Annotated in this window: 11 protein-coding genes and 3 tRNA genes; 11 read left to right on the forward strand and 3 right to left on the reverse strand. The window is 66.3% G+C overall.

Annotated elements, in window-relative coordinates:
• Window positions 1–53: 53 nt before the first annotated feature.
• Together ilvD and BIU82_RS01145 are read right to left on the reverse strand one after the other, a co-directional pair.
• Window positions 54–1,781 carry a dihydroxy-acid dehydratase gene (gene ilvD / locus BIU82_RS01140; protein WP_070347612.1) on the reverse strand — a complete coding sequence of 576 codons (1,728 nt, stop codon included), beginning with the start codon at window positions 1,779–1,781 and terminating at the stop codon, window positions 54–56.
• A 28-nt stretch (window positions 1,782–1,809) separates the two neighbouring features.
• Window positions 1,810–2,727, reverse strand: coding sequence for a LysR family transcriptional regulator (locus tag BIU82_RS01145; protein ID WP_070347613.1), 918 nt, complete (start codon window positions 2,725–2,727; stop codon window positions 1,810–1,812).
• A gap of 95 nt (window positions 2,728–2,822) precedes the next feature.
• On the opposite strand from BIU82_RS01145, the gene BIU82_RS01150 reads away from it, so the two are divergent.
• The 4 genes from BIU82_RS01150 (at window position 2,823) to BIU82_RS01165 (ending at window position 5,457) form a co-directional block, all read left to right on the forward strand.
• Window positions 2,823–3,917, forward strand: a complete 1,095-nt coding sequence (locus tag BIU82_RS01150; RefSeq protein ID WP_070347614.1) for a hypothetical protein — start codon at window positions 2,823–2,825, stop codon at window positions 3,915–3,917.
• A 32-nt stretch (window positions 3,918–3,949) separates the two neighbouring features.
• Entirely contained in the window at window positions 3,950–5,119 is a 1,170-nt protein-coding gene (locus BIU82_RS01155) for a PQQ-dependent sugar dehydrogenase (RefSeq protein WP_070347615.1), read from the forward strand.
• A gap of 118 nt (window positions 5,120–5,237) precedes the next feature.
• Window positions 5,238–5,313: transfer RNA gene (locus BIU82_RS01160), tRNA-Lys, on the forward strand.
• A 68-nt stretch (window positions 5,314–5,381) separates the two neighbouring features.
• Window positions 5,382–5,457: transfer RNA gene (locus BIU82_RS01165), tRNA-Lys, on the forward strand.
• 120 nt (window positions 5,458–5,577) lie between these two features.
• Here BIU82_RS01165 and BIU82_RS01170 read toward each other — a convergent pair.
• Window positions 5,578–6,075 carry a MarR family winged helix-turn-helix transcriptional regulator gene (locus BIU82_RS01170; RefSeq protein ID WP_070347616.1) on the reverse strand — a complete coding sequence of 166 codons (498 nt, stop codon included), beginning with the start codon at window positions 6,073–6,075 and terminating at the stop codon, window positions 5,578–5,580.
• Between the two features lie 93 nt (window positions 6,076–6,168).
• Between BIU82_RS01170 and bcp the strand changes: the two genes are divergently transcribed.
• The 7 genes from bcp (at window position 6,169) to BIU82_RS01205 (ending at window position 15,138) form a co-directional block, all read left to right on the forward strand.
• Window positions 6,169–6,645, forward strand: coding sequence for a thioredoxin-dependent thiol peroxidase (gene bcp, locus BIU82_RS01175; protein ID WP_070347617.1), 477 nt, complete (start codon window positions 6,169–6,171; stop codon window positions 6,643–6,645).
• Window positions 6,646–6,760: 115 nt separating this feature from the next.
• Window positions 6,761–6,845, forward strand: a tRNA-Leu gene (locus BIU82_RS01180).
• A gap of 93 nt (window positions 6,846–6,938) precedes the next feature.
• Window positions 6,939–8,588 carry an ABC transporter substrate-binding protein gene (locus tag BIU82_RS01185; protein ID WP_171906467.1) on the forward strand — a complete coding sequence of 550 codons (1,650 nt, stop codon included), beginning with the start codon at window positions 6,939–6,941 and terminating at the stop codon, window positions 8,586–8,588.
• 79 nt (window positions 8,589–8,667) lie between these two features.
• The gene (locus BIU82_RS01190; RefSeq protein WP_070347618.1) at window positions 8,668–10,173 is read left to right on the forward strand and encodes a malate:quinone oxidoreductase; all 1,506 of its coding nucleotides are present in this window, start codon (window positions 8,668–8,670) and stop codon (window positions 10,171–10,173) included.
• 46 nt (window positions 10,174–10,219) lie between these two features.
• Complete coding sequence (locus BIU82_RS01195; protein WP_070347619.1) at window positions 10,220–13,420, forward strand: efflux RND transporter permease subunit; 3,201 nt, start codon at window positions 10,220–10,222, stop codon at window positions 13,418–13,420.
• Between the two features lie 117 nt (window positions 13,421–13,537).
• Window positions 13,538–14,671 (forward strand): LLM class flavin-dependent oxidoreductase, encoded by a 1,134-nt coding sequence (locus BIU82_RS01200; RefSeq protein WP_070347620.1) that lies wholly within the window; start codon window positions 13,538–13,540, stop codon window positions 14,669–14,671.
• Window positions 14,668–15,138: a MarR family winged helix-turn-helix transcriptional regulator gene (locus BIU82_RS01205; protein WP_070347621.1), complete on the forward strand. Its 471-nt coding sequence runs from the start codon at window positions 14,668–14,670 to the stop codon at window positions 15,136–15,138. The genes BIU82_RS01200 and BIU82_RS01205 overlap by 4 nt, the downstream gene beginning before the upstream one ends.
• Window positions 15,139–15,149: the final 11 nt, after the last annotated feature.

A 15,149-nucleotide genomic window follows, 5' to 3' on the forward strand; every position in this document is an offset into this window, starting at 1 on the left:
CACCGGTGGTTGAGCCTGTCGAAACCGCCGGGGGTGAGCGTCGAATCCAGGCGCTACCCGCAGTAGGCGCCCGTAGAGGCGCTGTGTACCAGCTTGGCATATTTCGCCAGCACACCCTTTGTGTAACGGGCCGGCAGAGGCGACCATCCCGCCTTGCGGGCTTCCAGTTCCGCTTCGTCCACCAGCAGGTCGAAGGTGCGCGCTGCGATGTCCACCCTGATCCGGTCCCCGTCCTTCACGAAAGCAATGGGACCGCCGTCGACGGCTTCCGGCGCGACGTGGCCGATGCACAGGCCGGTGGTCCCGCCGGAGAAGCGGCCGTCGGTCAGCAGAAGCACGTCCTTGCCGAGGCCCGCGCCCTTGATGGCCCCGGTGATGGCCAGCATTTCACGCATGCCGGGGCCGCCCTTGGGGCCTTCGTAGCGGATGACCACGACGTCGCCCTTTTTGATCAGGCCGTTGTCGAGGGCTGCCAGCGCGCCCTGTTCCCGCTCGAAGACGCGTGCAGTGCCCTCGAAGACGTCGGCATCGAAGCCGGCGCTCTTGACGACGGCCCCCTCCGGGGCGAGCGATCCGTGCAGGATGGTGATGCCGCCGGTCTTGTGGATCGGGTTGTCGAGGGCGCGCAGGATCTTTCCATCGACGTCCGGCGGGTTGATCGCGGCGAGGTTTTCGGCGACCGTCTTCCCCGTGACGGTAAGGCAATCGCCGTGCAGCAGTCCGGCGTCGAGCAGTGCCTTCATGATGACCGGAACGCCGCCGATCCGGTCGACATCGGTCATGACATAGCGGCCGAAGGGCTTGAGGTCGCCGAGGTGCGGCACGCGGTCGCCGATGCGGTTGAAGTCATCCAGTGTCAGTTCGACCTCCGCCTCGCGCGCGATCGCCAGGAGATGCAGCACGGCATTGGTGGACCCGCCGAATGCCATGGTGACGGCAATGGCGTTTTCGAACGCTTCCCGGGTCATGATGTCCCGAGCCGTGATGCCGAGGCGCAGCAGGTTGACCACGGCCTCCCCGGAGCGCCGGGCGAAATCATCCCGACGGCGGTCTGCCGAAGGAGGAGCAGCCGAGCCCGGCAGCGACATGCCCAGCGCCTCTCCGATGCAGGCCATCGTGTTGGCCGTGTACATGCCGCCGCAGGCGCCCTCGCCCGGACAGATCGCCTTTTCGATGCGGTCCAGGTCTTCGCGGCTCATCTTTCCGGCGGCGCACGCTCCGACCGCCTCGAAGGCATCGATCAGGGTGACTTCTTTTTCGGAGCCGTCCTCGAGCTTCACCCAGCCCGGCATGATCGAGCCCGCGTACAGGAACACGCTGGAAAGGTTCAACCGCGCCGCAGCCATAAGCATGCCCGGGAGGGACTTGTCGCAGCCGGCCAGGAGCACGGAACCGTCGATGCGCTCGGCCTGCATGACGGTTTCCACGGAGTCCGCGATGACTTCGCGGGACACCAGCGAGAAGTGCATGCCTTCGTGGCCCATGGAGATGCCGTCGGACACGGAGATGGTGCCGAACTGCATGGGGAAACCGCCGCCGGCGTGGACGCCTTCCTTGGCGCCCTGGGCGAGCCGGTTCAGCGAAAGATTGCAGGGAGTGATTTCGTTCCAGGAGCTTGCAACGCCGATCTGCGGCTTGGCGAAGTCGTCATCGCCCATGCCCACGGCCCGGAACATGCCGCGTGCCGGGGCAGCATGGATACCGTCGGTGACCGCCCGGCTGCGGGGTTTGATATCGGGCCCACCGCCCGCCGCGACTGTGCCGGTTCCGCCCTGATCCATCCCGCTCTGCTCGCTCATGGCCGAAAGTCTAGGGCCCGCGCAGCACGGCGACCAGCCTTGCTTCCTCCCGCAGCAGTCCGAGCGTGCGGCGGACCGTGGTCCGCGCGGCGACCTCGGGACGGGCGAGGGCAACGATACTGCGGCCGGCGCGGACGCCGTCGAGCGGTCGAAGGACCAGTCCGTGGTCGCCGCCGCTGCGGGCCGTGTACCTGGGCAGGAGGCAGATGCCGTGGCCGCCCTTGACCAATGCCTCGAGGACCCGCAGGTCAGGGAAGCGCTGGATCTGCGCCGCCGTTGTTCCGGCCTGGAGCTCAATCTGGCGCAGGATCGCGTCGAAGGGGAACCCGGGCGGGACCCCGATCCACGGGTATCCGGCCACATCGTGCGCAGTGAGGCGCTGCTTGGCGGCCAGCTCATGCCCGGCAGGCATGGCAATGTCAACGGGTTCCTCCAGCAAGGGCAGCACCTCAAGTCCGTGGCGGGCGAACACGTCCGCGCCGTCCACGCTGTGCGCCAGGACGATGTCGTAGTCGGCGGCGAGCCCGGCGAAGCCTTCCGCTCCCGGATCCTCGAAGTGGGCTTCCAGGCGAAGCCCGGCAATGTCCTTCAAACGGTGCAACAGCCCGGGCAACAACATTTCGGCGGCGCTGGGAAAGAACGCCGCCCGGATGCGGGACTGCCAGCCCTGCCGGTAGGCGTCCATGGTGGATTCGGCGCGGGCCATGGCGGTGGCGACCTCGGCGGCGGCTTCCGCCATGGCACGGCCGGCCTCGGTGAGCCGCACTCCCCTGCCGTCCTTTTCCACCAGGACCACGCCCAGTTCGTCCTGCAGCGCCTTGAGCTGCTGGGATACGGCGGACGCCGTGACGTTCATGGCCTCCGCCGTGGCGCCGACGGTCCGCCGGTCCGCCAGCTCGCGGAGGATCCGCAACCTCTTGAAATCCATGTGGCCACCCTAGGGGATGGTTGCTGGACACCCTCCGGAGCCCGCCGTAACGTCAAAGCTGACAAGTGAATCACCCAAACAGAAGGGCTCCTTCCATGGATGTGTTGATCTGGGTCATCGTCATCGTTGTGGTCGCCGCAATCGCGTGGTGGCTGTTGAGCCGAAGGGGCTCTTCCTCCGCGCCGACGGACACCGCCTCTTCCGCGGGCCTTGCCGCTCCGGCGCCCTCGGCGTCGTCCCCGCACCTGGACGCGGATCCTTCAGCCGCGATGGCCGGCACTCCGCCGGTAGCGCCGGTGCCCGTCCCCGCCGAAGTTGCCCCAGCCGAAGCTGCCCCCGCGCACGAGGCGGACTCAGGGGCAGCTGCGGAATCCGCCGGCGGCGACGTTGACGACTGGGAAGATTCCGGCTCCGCCCCCGGGGAGCCGGCGGCCGTGCAGGCTGAACGTGAGCCTGTGGCTGAAGCGCTCGTGGAGCCTGTCGACGAACCCGAGCTTGCCGAGCCCGTAACCTCCGAACCGGTCCTCAGCGAAGAGGTGCCGCAGGAGCCGTCCACGGCGGAAGAACCCGCCGTCGAAGGTGTGACGGCCGACGACGTCGCACCCGCCGACGCCGGGCCCCTCGCCGAGGAGCCCTCCGACGCAGCCCCTGCCGCGGCGGGCGGGGCTGCCGCAGCTGCGGAACCGGAGTCCGCCACCGGGACTGCCCCGGACTCCGCCGAGTTTGCGGCGGACGATACTGCAGCAGACGAAACTTCCGCAGACAAGGAAGAGTGGGAGGCCACGTGGAGCGAGGCTCCGCCGAGGCAGGCTCCCGCGCACAACCCCGAATACACCGCTCCACACGCCCCCACCCTGCCCGGCGCGGAAACGGCGGCAGCGGAAGAAGGGCTGCCCGCAACTGACGCACAGGCTCCGGAACCTGCTGCCGAAGCCCCGGCAACCGCAGAGGACACCCCGGCCCTGGGTGGGCACCTGGCCGCCGGGCAGCCATACGGCGAAGGTTCGGCCGCGGCCGGGCCCGATGGGAGCGGCCCTGCCGACTTCCCCGTCAAGGCGGATGCCGGAACCATGACCTACTACGACGAAGACATGCCGGCCTACGGCGAAGCCCACGCATCGGTGTGGTTCCTCTCCGCGGCGCACGCCGAGGCTGCCGGATTCCGTCCGCCGCGCCGGACGCGTTACTGAGGCCACGGAAGCCGGGGGCCGGGATGGGGCGCATGGGCTGCGGATCATCTGGCAGGCGACGCGCTTCCCTGCCCTTCGCGCTGCTACGGCCGCTTGCTTTACTGCTGTCCGGCGGGCTGCTGCTCAGCGGCTGCACCGCCGGACCGCCGGCGCCCGGCAGCACCACCACGGCCAGGGGCGGGACCGAACCGTCCGCAACTGCCCCGGGCGGCAGTACCGCGCCCGTTGGACGGCCCGGCAAAGAACCCTCGGTTGAACAGAAGCTCGACCTTGGCCTCGACCTCCCGTGGTCGGTGGTCTTCCTGCCGGACCGCACGGCAGTCATCTCCGAACGGGACTCCAAGCTCCTTAAAGTCGTCCGAAACGGCGAGGCCACCGTCATCGGCGAGGTTCCCGGCGTCGTGCCCGGAGGCGAAGGCGGGCTGCTGGGACTGGCCCTGTCCCCTGGCTTTTCCACCGACCGCCTGCTGTATTTCTACTACACGGCCGAATCCGATAACCGTATTGCCCGCGCCCGCCTGGAGGCGGGGCCGGGCGGAAAGCTCACGCTGGGGAACTCCACAGTGGTTTTCTCCGGAATCCGCAAGGCGTCCACCCACAACGGCGGCAGGATCCGCTTCGGACCGGACGGCTTCCTCTATGTGGGCACAGGCGACGCCCAGCAGCGCGAACAAGCCCAGGACCGTAACGCGTTGGGTGGAAAAATCCTGCGCCTGACCCCTGACGGGCAGCCGGCGCCGGGCAACCCGTTTGGCGACAATCCCGTGTACAGCTACGGACACCGGAACGTGCAGGGACTCGCCTGGGACAAAGACGGAAGGCTCTGGGCCAGCGAGTTCGGGCCGGACGTCGACGACGAACTCAACCTCATCCGCCCCGGCGGCAACTACGGCTGGCCGGAGGTGACGGGCGCCCCGGGCCGCGGGGAGTTCATCGACGCAAAGGCGGTGTGGCCATCCACCTCGGACGCCTCCCCCAGCGGGCTCGAAATCACCGGTGGCGTGGCGTACACGGCGGCACTGCGCGGGCAGCGGCTCTGGACCGTGCCGTTGGACGGCGAACAGGCCGGTGATCCTGTGTCCTATTTCACGGGAGAATTCGGCCGGCTCAGGGACGTTTCGCTGGCCTCCGACGGCACGCTGTGGGTCTTGAGCAACAACGAATCCCCCGATTTCGCGCTGCGGCTGAGGCTCCCCGGATAGCCCGCGGCAAACCCGCCCTGCCGATTTCGCACTTTGCGCGTCTCTCGTGTAGAGTTACATGTCGTTGCGGAGATCAACGGAAAAGGAAATACTCCATTCCGAAGGTCGAAATCAACATGCACCTCTAGCTCAACTGGCAGAGCAATTGACTCTTAATCAATGGGTTCCGGGTTCGAGTCCCGGGGGGTGCACCAAGGGAAGAGCCCTTGAGCGGCAACAGCGTTCAAGGGTTATTTCTTTGGGTTGGACACCACAACTGAATGCACCTCTAGCTCAACTGGCAGAGCAATTGACTCTTAATCAATGGGTTCCGGGTTCGAGTCCCGGGGGGTGCACCAAGGGAAGAATCCCGGAGCGGCAGGCGCTGCTCCGGGATTCTTCGTTTAAGCTCTCGGGGACGCCGGTCAGGGCCGGCCCCGCCGAGACTCCGCCCAGGGTCGGCCCCGGGTCGACTGCAGCTAATCCATCCGCCGGCCTTCGGCACCGGTGAGGACACTGGTCCCTGAGGCTGCCACGATTTCATGCACTTCGGGGGAAGCCTGCTGCCCGGACAGGGCGCGGACCAGGATCTTGAGCTCGCCTCGCAGGGCATCCGCATCCACGGGGGAATCCCGCAGGACTTCACGTTCAAGCCGTTCGGCGGTTTCGAGGACCCGGCTGCCGGCGTCGCTGAGGCTGACAATCTGGCTGCGTCTGTCGCTCGAGCTGCGCGACCGCTCGATGTAGCCATGCGATTCGAGGCGGGCGAGGGTCTTGCCCATGGTCTGGGCCTGGACCCGGACGATCTGTGCCAGCAGGACCTGGCTTATGGGCCCCTTTACGGCAAGAACCTCCATGGCGATCACTCCGGCGTGCGTCAAGCCCAGGTTGTTCAACTTCTCGTTCCACGCGTGCTCCACGAGGCGGGCCGCTGTAGACAACAGCCTTCCGGTGGGCCAACGCTCAATGTCAGGCATAACAGCCAGTATATAAAAGCAACCGCCGCCAATTCGGTTCCCGCACGCAGAATTACTAAGCTGGGTGATCGCCGACGCACGCTAGGAGCACCCATGGCTGAACGACTTACCCCGGGCGACACCGCCCCCGCTTTCACCCTCAAGGACCAGGACGGCAACGACGTCAGCCTGGAATCCTTCCGCGGAAGCAACACGATCGTGTACTTCTACCCCGCCGCATCGACGCCCGCCTGCGCCAAACAGGCCTGCGATTTCAGGGATTCCCTGGCATCGCTGCAGGCTGCCGGCTACCAGGTGCTGGGCATCTCGCCGGATCCCGTGCCGGCCCTGGCGAAGTTCGTTGCCGAGGAATCGCTGACCTTTCCGCTCTTGTCCGATGAGGACCACAAGGTAGCTGACGCATATGCAGCCTGGGGCGAGAAGAAGAATTACGGGCGGACGTACCAGGGCCTGATCCGTTCCACGATCGTGGTGGATCCCGAAGGCAAGGTAGCGGTGGCGCAGTACAACGTGCGCGCCACCGGCCACGTCGCCAAGCTCCGGCGGGACCTCAAGCTCGACAAAGCCTGAGCAAAGCCTGCCAACATGCCCGCGGTGCCCTGGAATGGCACCGGCCGGGTGGCCGCATGGGTAGAATGGAGCCCGGCGCGGCAGCAGGATGTGATCGTCCCGGCGCCGGCACTTTGCGCGAGTGGTGAAATTGGCAGACACGCAGGATTTAGGTTCCTGTGCCTTCGGGCGTGGGGGTTCAAGTCCCCCCTTGCGCACCAAACTGGACGGCTGGACCCCTTTGCACGGGGTCCAGCCGCATTCCGTCCAACTGCCTTGAGGGGACAAGAGTGGCAAGCAGCACACGACGCCGGATGACGCTTCAGATCGGCGCAGGCCTTCTTGCCCTGGCCTTGAGCTCCTGCACCGCCGCCCCTGCCCCGTCACCGTCGAGCGGAACGCCGACGGCGAGTACTCCGGCCGCCGTGCCGGACAAGACCTTCAATTTCGGGACCCCGGCCATGCCGCTCGGCCTCGACCCCGCCCTCATCAACGATTCCGAGTCCTACCGGGTCACCCGCCAGGTCATGGAGGGCCTGGTGGGCATCGACCCTTCCACCGGGCAGCTTGCACCGCTGTTGGCGACCGAATGGAGCGAAGGCGAAGACGGGCTGAGCTACGCCTTCACGCTCCGTGAAAAGGTCACCTTCCACGACGGCACCGCATTCAACGCCGCGGCAGTGTGCAGCAACTTCAACCGCTGGTTCACCTTCAGCCCGGCAGTCCGCAAGCAGGCTCCCGGAATCATGTTCAAGAGCGTCTTCAAGTCGTTCTCCGACAACGCCTCGCTCTCCCTCTACAAGGGTTGCGCCGTGCAGGGCACCCACGGAGTGAAGATCAGCCTCACCAGGCCCTTCACCGGTTTCCTGCAGGCGCTGACCCTGCCGGCTTTCGCCATGTCCTCCCCCACGGCGCTGCAGAAGCAAAAGGCGAACGTCCTCGACCGCACGCTTGAAGGCCAGGCCGTGTCGGAGTACGCCACGCACCCGGTGGGTACCGGCCCCTTCGTCTTCGGCACCTGGGCGAAGGACCGGATCACCCTGAAGAGCTACGCCGGGTACTGGGGCGAGCGGGGCCAGATCGCCACCCTGAATTTCGTTCCGTTCGATCATCCGCAGACCAGGCTCGACGCTTTGCTGAACGGCCGGATCGACGGCTATGACCTGGTCACCGCCGGCACTTTCGATCCCCTCGTCAAGCACGGCATGCAGATCGTGCAGCGGGACCCGTTCTCGGTGATGTACCTGGGCATCAACCAGGCCGCGGCGCCGCTGCAGAAGCTTGAGGTCCGCCAGGCGATCGAGCTCGCCATCGACAAGGAAAGCCTGATCCGGAAGTTCTTCATGGACAACACGGCGCAGGCTTCGCAGTTCGTTCCCCCCAAGCTGAGCGGCTTCAACAACAACGCACCATCCCTGGGCTACAACCCAGACAAGGCGAAGCAGCTGCTGGCGAAGGCCGGCTACAAGGGCGAGCCGCTGAAGTTCTACTACCCGCTCAACGTGACCCGCAGCTACCTTCCCACCCCCGAGAAGATCTACGCGGAAATCAGCAGGCAGCTCACCGCCGTCGGCTTCAACATCCGCCCGGTCCCCGTGGACTGGGAGGACGGCTACCTGCAGAAGGTGCAGTCGCCCGGGGACCATGCCCTCCACCTGCTCGGCTGGAACGGCGTGTACTCGGACCCGGACAACTTCGTAGGCACCCTGTTCGGCGAACGCCGGGGTGAGTTTGCTTACAACGATGCCCAGGTGTTCTCGAAGATCGACCGCGCCCGCGGCCTGCCTGAGGGCCCGGAACGGAACGCCCAGTACGAAACCATCAACGCCCAGATCGCGGCAACCGTACCGGCGGTGCCTATTGCCTTCCCGATCTCCGCACTGGCCCTGTCCGACCGGGTGGAAAAATACCCCGCTTCGCCGGTCTTGAACGAAGTTTTCACGAACGTCCGCCTAAAGTCTTGACTGTCTGCCGCAATTTCAGTTATGGGGCGGCCCGGGGATATTCTGTGACAGCCAATGCCGCTGCTATCGGAGATTGACTGTGACCTTCATTTCCAAGACCAAACACGCCGACGTCGTCCTCATTGGCGGCGGAATCATGAGCGCAACGCTCGGGGCGTTCATCAAGCAGCTCGAACCGGATTGGAGCATCGCACTTTTCGAGCGCCTCGATGAGGCGGGCCTTGAAAGCTCCGGCCCGTGGAACAACGCAGGAACCGGCCACGCGGCGCTCTGCGAACTGAACTACTCCCCCGCAGCCAAAGACGGCTCGGTGGATCCCTCCAAGGCCCTGCACATCAACGAACAATTCCAGCTGTCCCGCCAGTTCTGGTCCCACCTGGTCGACGAAAAACTGATCGGCTCCCCCAAAGGCTTCATCAACACCGTTCCGCACATGAGCTTCGTCATCGGCGACAAGCACGCGGACTTCCTCAAGACCCGCTACGAGGCACTCAAGCCCAACACGCTGTTCCGCAGCATGGAGTACACGGAAGACCAGGCGCAGATCGCCAAGTGGGCTCCCCTGATCGTCAAAGGCCGTGATCCCCAGCAGCGCGTCGCAGCCACCCGCGCGGCCGAAGGAACCGACGTCGATTTCGGCGCACTGACCCGTGAGCTGACCGGTTACCTGGCCAAGACCGGCGTCGAGGTCAACTACGGTCATGAGGTCACCAATGTGAGCCGGGCGTCCGACGGCGGCTGGGACCTGTCGCTCAAGTACCCGGCTTCCGGGGAACGCAGCCGGATCCACGCCAAGTTCGTGTTCGTCGGTGCCGGCGGCGGTGCGCTGCACCTGCTGCAAGCCTCCGGCATCCCCGAGAGCAAGGGCTACGGCGGTTTCCCCGTGTCCGGCCAGTTCTTCCGCTGCACCGATGAGGAAACCGCGGCCCAGCACAGCGCCAAGGTCTACGGCCAGGCTTCGGTCGGCGCGCCGCCGATGTCCGTTCCGCATCTGGACACCCGCTACGTCGATGGCAAACGTTCGCTGCTCTTCGGACCGTACGCCGGATTCTCCACCAACTTCCTCAAGACCAGCAGCTACCTGGACCTGCCGCTGTCCATCCGCCCGGGAAACATCATTCCGATGCTCGCCGTGGCCAAGGACAACATGGACCTGACGGCCTACCTGATCAAGGAGGTCGCCAAGCGCCACGACGCGAAGGTCGAATCCCTGCGCGAGTACTACCCCGAAGCCGACGGCGGCAAGTGGGAACTCATTACGGCCGGCCAGCGGGTGCAGATCATCAAGAAGCATCCGCAGAAGGGTGGCGTCCTGCAGTTCGGCACCGAAGTCATCGCGGCGCGCGACGGCTCGATCGGTGCCCTGCTGGGTGCCTCGCCGGGAGCCTCCACCGCGGTGCCGATCATGATCGAGCTGCTGCAGAAGACCTTCCCGAAGAACTTCAAGGGCTGGCAGTCCAAGCTCAAGGAAATGATGCCCGGCTACGGCGTCAAGCTGAACGACAACCCGGAACTCGCCGCGGAAATCGAGGCGGGCACCGCCAAGTCGCTGCAGCTCGAAAACGCGGACGCCACGCAGCACTGACCGCCGCAGTTCCCAGGAGACCACGCAGACCCCAGGAGACAATGCAATGTTCGCTCTGGCACGGCTTTCACTGGCGAACAGGGCATTGATTGCGCTGATCACCGTCTTCGCGGCGGTGTTCGGCGTGATCACGATGTCCTCCCTGAAGCAGGAGCTCATCCCGTCGATCGAGTTCCCGCAGGTGACGGTGGTCACCTCGATGCCGGGGGCATCCCCGGAGGTGGTGGACAAGCAGCTGAGCCGCCCCCTGGAAACCGCGCTCAACAGCGTGGAGGGGCTCGAGTCCAGCACCTCCACCTCGCAAAGCGGGGTTTCCCGGATCACCTTGGTGTTCAGCTACGGTTCCAACCTGGACCGTGCCCGCAACCAGATCGACCGGGCCATCTCCAACGCCAGGCGGTCGCTTCCGGATGACGTGGAGCCGCGCTCCTTCGCGGGCAGCGTGAGTGACTTCCCGATCATTTTCCTCGCGGTTTCCTCGGACAAGCCGCTCAGCGGACTCAACGCCGATCTCCTGCGGCTCACCGTGCCACGGCTGCAGAAGATCGACGGCGTCCGCGGCGCCGAAGTCAGCGGCGGCGCCACCCAGCACATCCTGATCGCGCCGCGGCCGGCCGCCATGGCCGCCGCAGGAGCGAGCGTCCGCTCGTTGTCCGAGGCCCTGGAGAACAACGGCGCGCTGGTTCCGGCGGGAACCGTCGAGGAGCAGGGCAAGTCCCTCTCGCTGCAGATCGGCAGTCCGGTGGATTCACTCGAGGCCATCAAGGGCCTTCCCGTTGCCGGCGCCAAAGCCGGGACCACCATCGCTTCCGTGGCCGACGTCTCCATCAAGGACGATGCCGCCACCTCGATCACGCGGACCAACGGCGTGCCGACGCTTGCCCTCACCGTCACCAAGAAGCCCGACGCCGACACCGTGGCGATCTCGCACGCGGTCAAGGATTCGCTGGGGCAGATGAGCGCGGAGCTTGGCTCCAACGCACGCTTCACGCCGGTTTTCGACCAGGCGCCCTACATCGAGAAGTCGATCAAGGACCTCACCACCGAAGGCTTGCTGGGGCTCGGTTTTGCGGTGCTGGTGATCCTGCTCTTCCTGCTGTCGGTGCGCTCCACCCTGGTCACGGCGGTGTCCATCCCGCTGTCGCTGCTGATCACGTTCATCGGCATTTCCGCCACCCGCTATTCGCTGAACATCCTGACCTTGGGTGCGCTCACCATCGCGATCGGCCGCGTGGTGGATGACTCGATCGTGGTCATCGAGAACATCAAGCGCCACCTGAGCTACGGCGAACCCAAGCTCACGGCCATCCTGAACTCCATCCGCGAGGTAGCCGGCGCCATCACCGCATCAACGCTGACCACAGTGGCGGTCTTCCTTCCCATTGCCTTTGTGGGCGACCTCGCCGGGGAACTTTTCCGGCCGTTCGCCCTTACAGTGACCATCGCGCTGCTCGCGTCCTTGCTGGTGGCCCTGACGATCGTTCCCGTGCTGGCCTACTGGTTCCTGAAATCGCCGGACGCAGCCGCGGACCCGGCGGAGGCGAAAGAGACCGCTGCGAAAGCCCATGAGGCCGAGCAACGCACGCGCCTGCAACGCGGCTACCTGCCGGTCCTTGCCACCACCCAGAAGCACCCTGTGTGGACCATCATCGCGGCCGTCCTGGTCCTCGGCGGCACCGCCGCCATGACACCGCTCCTGGCAACCGACCTCCTGGGCCGCTCCGGCGAGAACAGCATGACGGTCCGCCAAGTCCTCCCGCCCGGGACCAGCCTGGCCGATACAGCCAAGGCGGCCACCGTCGTCGAGGATGTCCTGGCGGGCATCGACGGGATCAAGGACGTCCAGGTCACCTCCGGCACAGCCCAAAACGGATTGGCCGCGCTCAGCTCCGGCGGCGCCTCGTCGTCGACCTTCACCGTGGTCACGGAAGAGAACGCGGCGCAGGACAAACTGCAGGACACGGTCCGTCGGCGCCTGGCCGAAGCCGGCGCGGCGGGCAAACTGACCGTCGGTGCCCGGCAGGGCGGCTTCGGCACTTCGTCCACGGTCGACGTCACCATCAACGCCGCCACCGCAGCGGACCTCCAGACGGCGAGTGACGCCGTCGTCAAGGCGCTCGACGGCGTGCCCGGGAGCTCGGAGACCGCCACCAACCTGTCCGCGGCCCAGCCGGTGGTCCAGGTGAAGGTGGACCGCGCCAAAGCCGTCGCCGCGGGCCTCAGTGAAGAACAGGTGGCCGGCGTGCTTGCAGCCACCGTCTCCCCGGTTCCAGCCGGCACGGTGCGCATCGATGCCAACGACTTCCCGGTCCGGATCGGCGAAGGCACCCGCTTCACCAGCGTTGCGGCGGTGCGGGACATGGCGGTCCCCACGCCGCGCGGCCCCGTGAAGCTTGAAGACATCGCTTCCGTGGAGCAGGTGGAAGTGCCGCTCTCGGTGACCAGCAGCAACGGCCAGCGGACCGCCCGGGTGACCGTGACGCCGTCGGGCTCCAACCTCGGCGCGCTCAGCAGCGCGGTGCAGGAGCGGCTCGCCGCGGTCGAACTGCCCCCGGGCATCACCGCCGAAATCGGCGGCGCCACCACCCAGCAGGCCGAGTCCTTCCGCCAGCTGGGCCTGGCGCTGCTGGCAGCGATCGCGATCGTCTACGTGATCATGGTGGCTGCCTTCAAATCTCTGGTCCAGCCGCTCATCCTGCTGGTCTCCGTACCGTTCGCCGCGACCGGCGCGGTCGGCCTGCTCCTGTTGACCGGCGTCCCGCTGGGCCTTCCTGCGCTGATCGGCCTGCTCATGCTCGTGGGCATCGTGGTCACCAACGCGATCGTGCTGATCGACCTCATCAACCAATACCGCGCCCCGCGGGACGGCCGCCCAGGCATGAGCGTCGACGACGCCATCACCCACGGCGCCCGGCAGCGCCTGCGGCCGATCCTCATGACCGCCCTCGCCACTGTGTTCGCCCTGACGCCGATGGCCCTGGGTTTCACCGGCGGTGGCGGCTTCATCTCACGGCCGCTGGCCATCGTGGTGATCGGCGGCCTGGTGTCCTCCACCCTGCTGACCCTCATCCTGGTTCCGGTCCTCTACAAGCTGGTCGAGGGACGGCGGGAAAAGAAGGCCCTGCTCAAGGCTCTCAAGGAACGTCCCGCCGTCGTGCCCGGAAACGAGGGCGAATTCCTCGACTGGACCACGGGGATGGTCCCGAAGGTATCCGGCCGCAGGGCTGCGCAGGGATCGTCCAAGTAGTCCCGGGAATAATCCACGCGCCCGGGCGTTACACAGGTCGATAGATGCAAATGCATCTAGTTTTGGATACACTGTTGGTAACGCCCGCGCACCCGCGGACAGGACGAAAGGCACATCATGGAGATCGGCGTATTCAGCGTCAGCGACATCACCACTGACCCCACCACGGGCCGCACCCCCACCGAAAACGAGCGCATCAAGGCATCGGTGGCCATCGCTAAGAAGGCCGAAGAAATCGGCATGGACGTGTACGCGATCGGCGAGCACCACAACCGGCCGTTCTTCTCTTCTTCGCCCACCACCACGCTGGCCTACATCGCCGCGCAGACCGAGCGCATCACGCTCTCGACGTCCACCACGCTGATCACCACGAACGACCCCGTAAAGATCGCCGAAGACTTCGCCATGCTGCAGCACCTGGCCGACGGCCGCGTGGACCTCATCATGGGCCGCGGCAACACGGCCCCGGTGTACCCGTGGTTCGGCAAGAACATCCAGGACGGCATCGAGCTGGCCATCGAGAACTACGCCCTGCTGCGCCGCCTCTGGGACGAGGACACGGTGAACTGGAACGGAAAGTTCCGCACCCCGCTGCAGAACTTCACCTCCACCCCGCGCCCGCTCGACGACGTCCCGCCCTTCGTGTGGCACGGCTCCATCCGCAGCCCGCAGATCGCCGAACTGGCCGCCTACTACGGCGACGGTTTCTTCGCGAACAACATCTTCTGGCCCAAGGAGCACTACCAGCAGCTGATCGGCCTCTACCGCGAGCGCTACGAGCACTACGGCCACGGCAAGGCGGACCAGGCGATCGTGGGCCTCGGCGGCCAGTTCTTCATGCGCAAGAACTCCCAGGACGCCGTGAAGGAATTCCGCCCGTACTTCGACAACGCCCCCGTATACGGCCACGGCCCGTCCCTGGAGGACTTCACGGCGCAGACCCCGCTGACGGTGGGCAGCCCGCAGGAAGTCATCGAAAAGACGCTGACCTTCCGTGAGTTCTTCGGCGACTACCAGCGCCAGCTCTTCCTGGTGGACCACGCCGGCCTGCCGCTCAAGACCGTGCTGGAGCAGCTGGACCTGTTCGGCGAAGAGGTCCTTCCGGTCCTGCGCAAGGAGTACGCGGCCCGCAAGCCCGCACACGTGCCGGACGCTCCCACGCACGCCTCGCGCGTCGCCACCAAGCTGGCCGCAGCCGCCGCGGAGAAGGCGGATGCCGCCGTCGGAAACTCCTCCGGGAGCGAGCGGTGAGCAGCAAGCCCGCCGGAAAAACACTCGGCAAGGACGTCCGCCTCGCCGCCGAAACCTGGGAGTCGCTCTTCCGCTCCCAGGTGGCGGTGATGCGCCGGCTGCAGTCGGGTCCGGCGTTCAAGAAGCTGCCGGTCAAGGAATACGACGTCCTATTCACGCTCTCCCGCTGCCCCACCGGCAAGCTGCGGCTGAACGAGATCAACGACCATGTGCTGCTCAGCCAGTCGAGCCTCAGCCGCTTGGTGGACCGGCTGGAAAAGCGCGGCCTGGTGGAACGGAGCACCGCGCCGGAGGACGGACGCGGAATCCTGCTCGGACTGACCGAGGCAGGGCGCGAACTCCAAAAGGAGATCGGCCGCGAGCACGTGCGTGACATCGCCGAACTGCTGCTGCCGGCCCTGACGGCGGCGGAACAGCAGGAATTGATGCGGTTGACCGAGAAGCTGCGGGCGGGCCTGCCGGGCTAGGCCGTTGCGGC

Origin of the sequence: Arthrobacter sp. SW1 (genome assembly GCF_001766675.1) — a bacterium.
Lineage (GTDB): Bacteria > Actinomycetota > Actinomycetes > Actinomycetales > Micrococcaceae > Arthrobacter.

Bases quoted from the DNA above. Each gene is read 5' to 3' on its own strand.
- ilvD (WP_070347612.1), bottom strand. From the start codon at position 1,781: ATGGATCAGGGCGGAACCGGCACAGTCGCGGCGGGCGGTGGGCCCGAT.
- BIU82_RS01145 (WP_070347613.1), bottom strand. From the start codon at position 2,727: ATGGATTTCAAGAGGTTGCGGATCCTCCGCGAGCTGGCGGACCGGCGG.
- BIU82_RS01150 (WP_070347614.1), top strand. From the start codon at position 2,823: ATGGATGTGTTGATCTGGGTCATCGTCATCGTTGTGGTCGCCGCAATC.
- BIU82_RS01155 (WP_070347615.1), top strand. From the start codon at position 3,950: ATGGGCTGCGGATCATCTGGCAGGCGACGCGCTTCCCTGCCCTTCGCG.
- BIU82_RS01170 (WP_070347616.1), bottom strand. From the start codon at position 6,075: ATGCCTGACATTGAGCGTTGGCCCACCGGAAGGCTGTTGTCTACAGCG.
- bcp (WP_070347617.1), top strand. From the start codon at position 6,169: ATGGCTGAACGACTTACCCCGGGCGACACCGCCCCCGCTTTCACCCTC.
- BIU82_RS01185 (WP_171906467.1), top strand. From the start codon at position 6,939: ATGACGCTTCAGATCGGCGCAGGCCTTCTTGCCCTGGCCTTGAGCTCC.
- BIU82_RS01195 (WP_070347619.1), top strand. From the start codon at position 10,220: ATGTTCGCTCTGGCACGGCTTTCACTGGCGAACAGGGCATTGATTGCG.
- BIU82_RS01200 (WP_070347620.1), top strand. From the start codon at position 13,538: ATGGAGATCGGCGTATTCAGCGTCAGCGACATCACCACTGACCCCACC.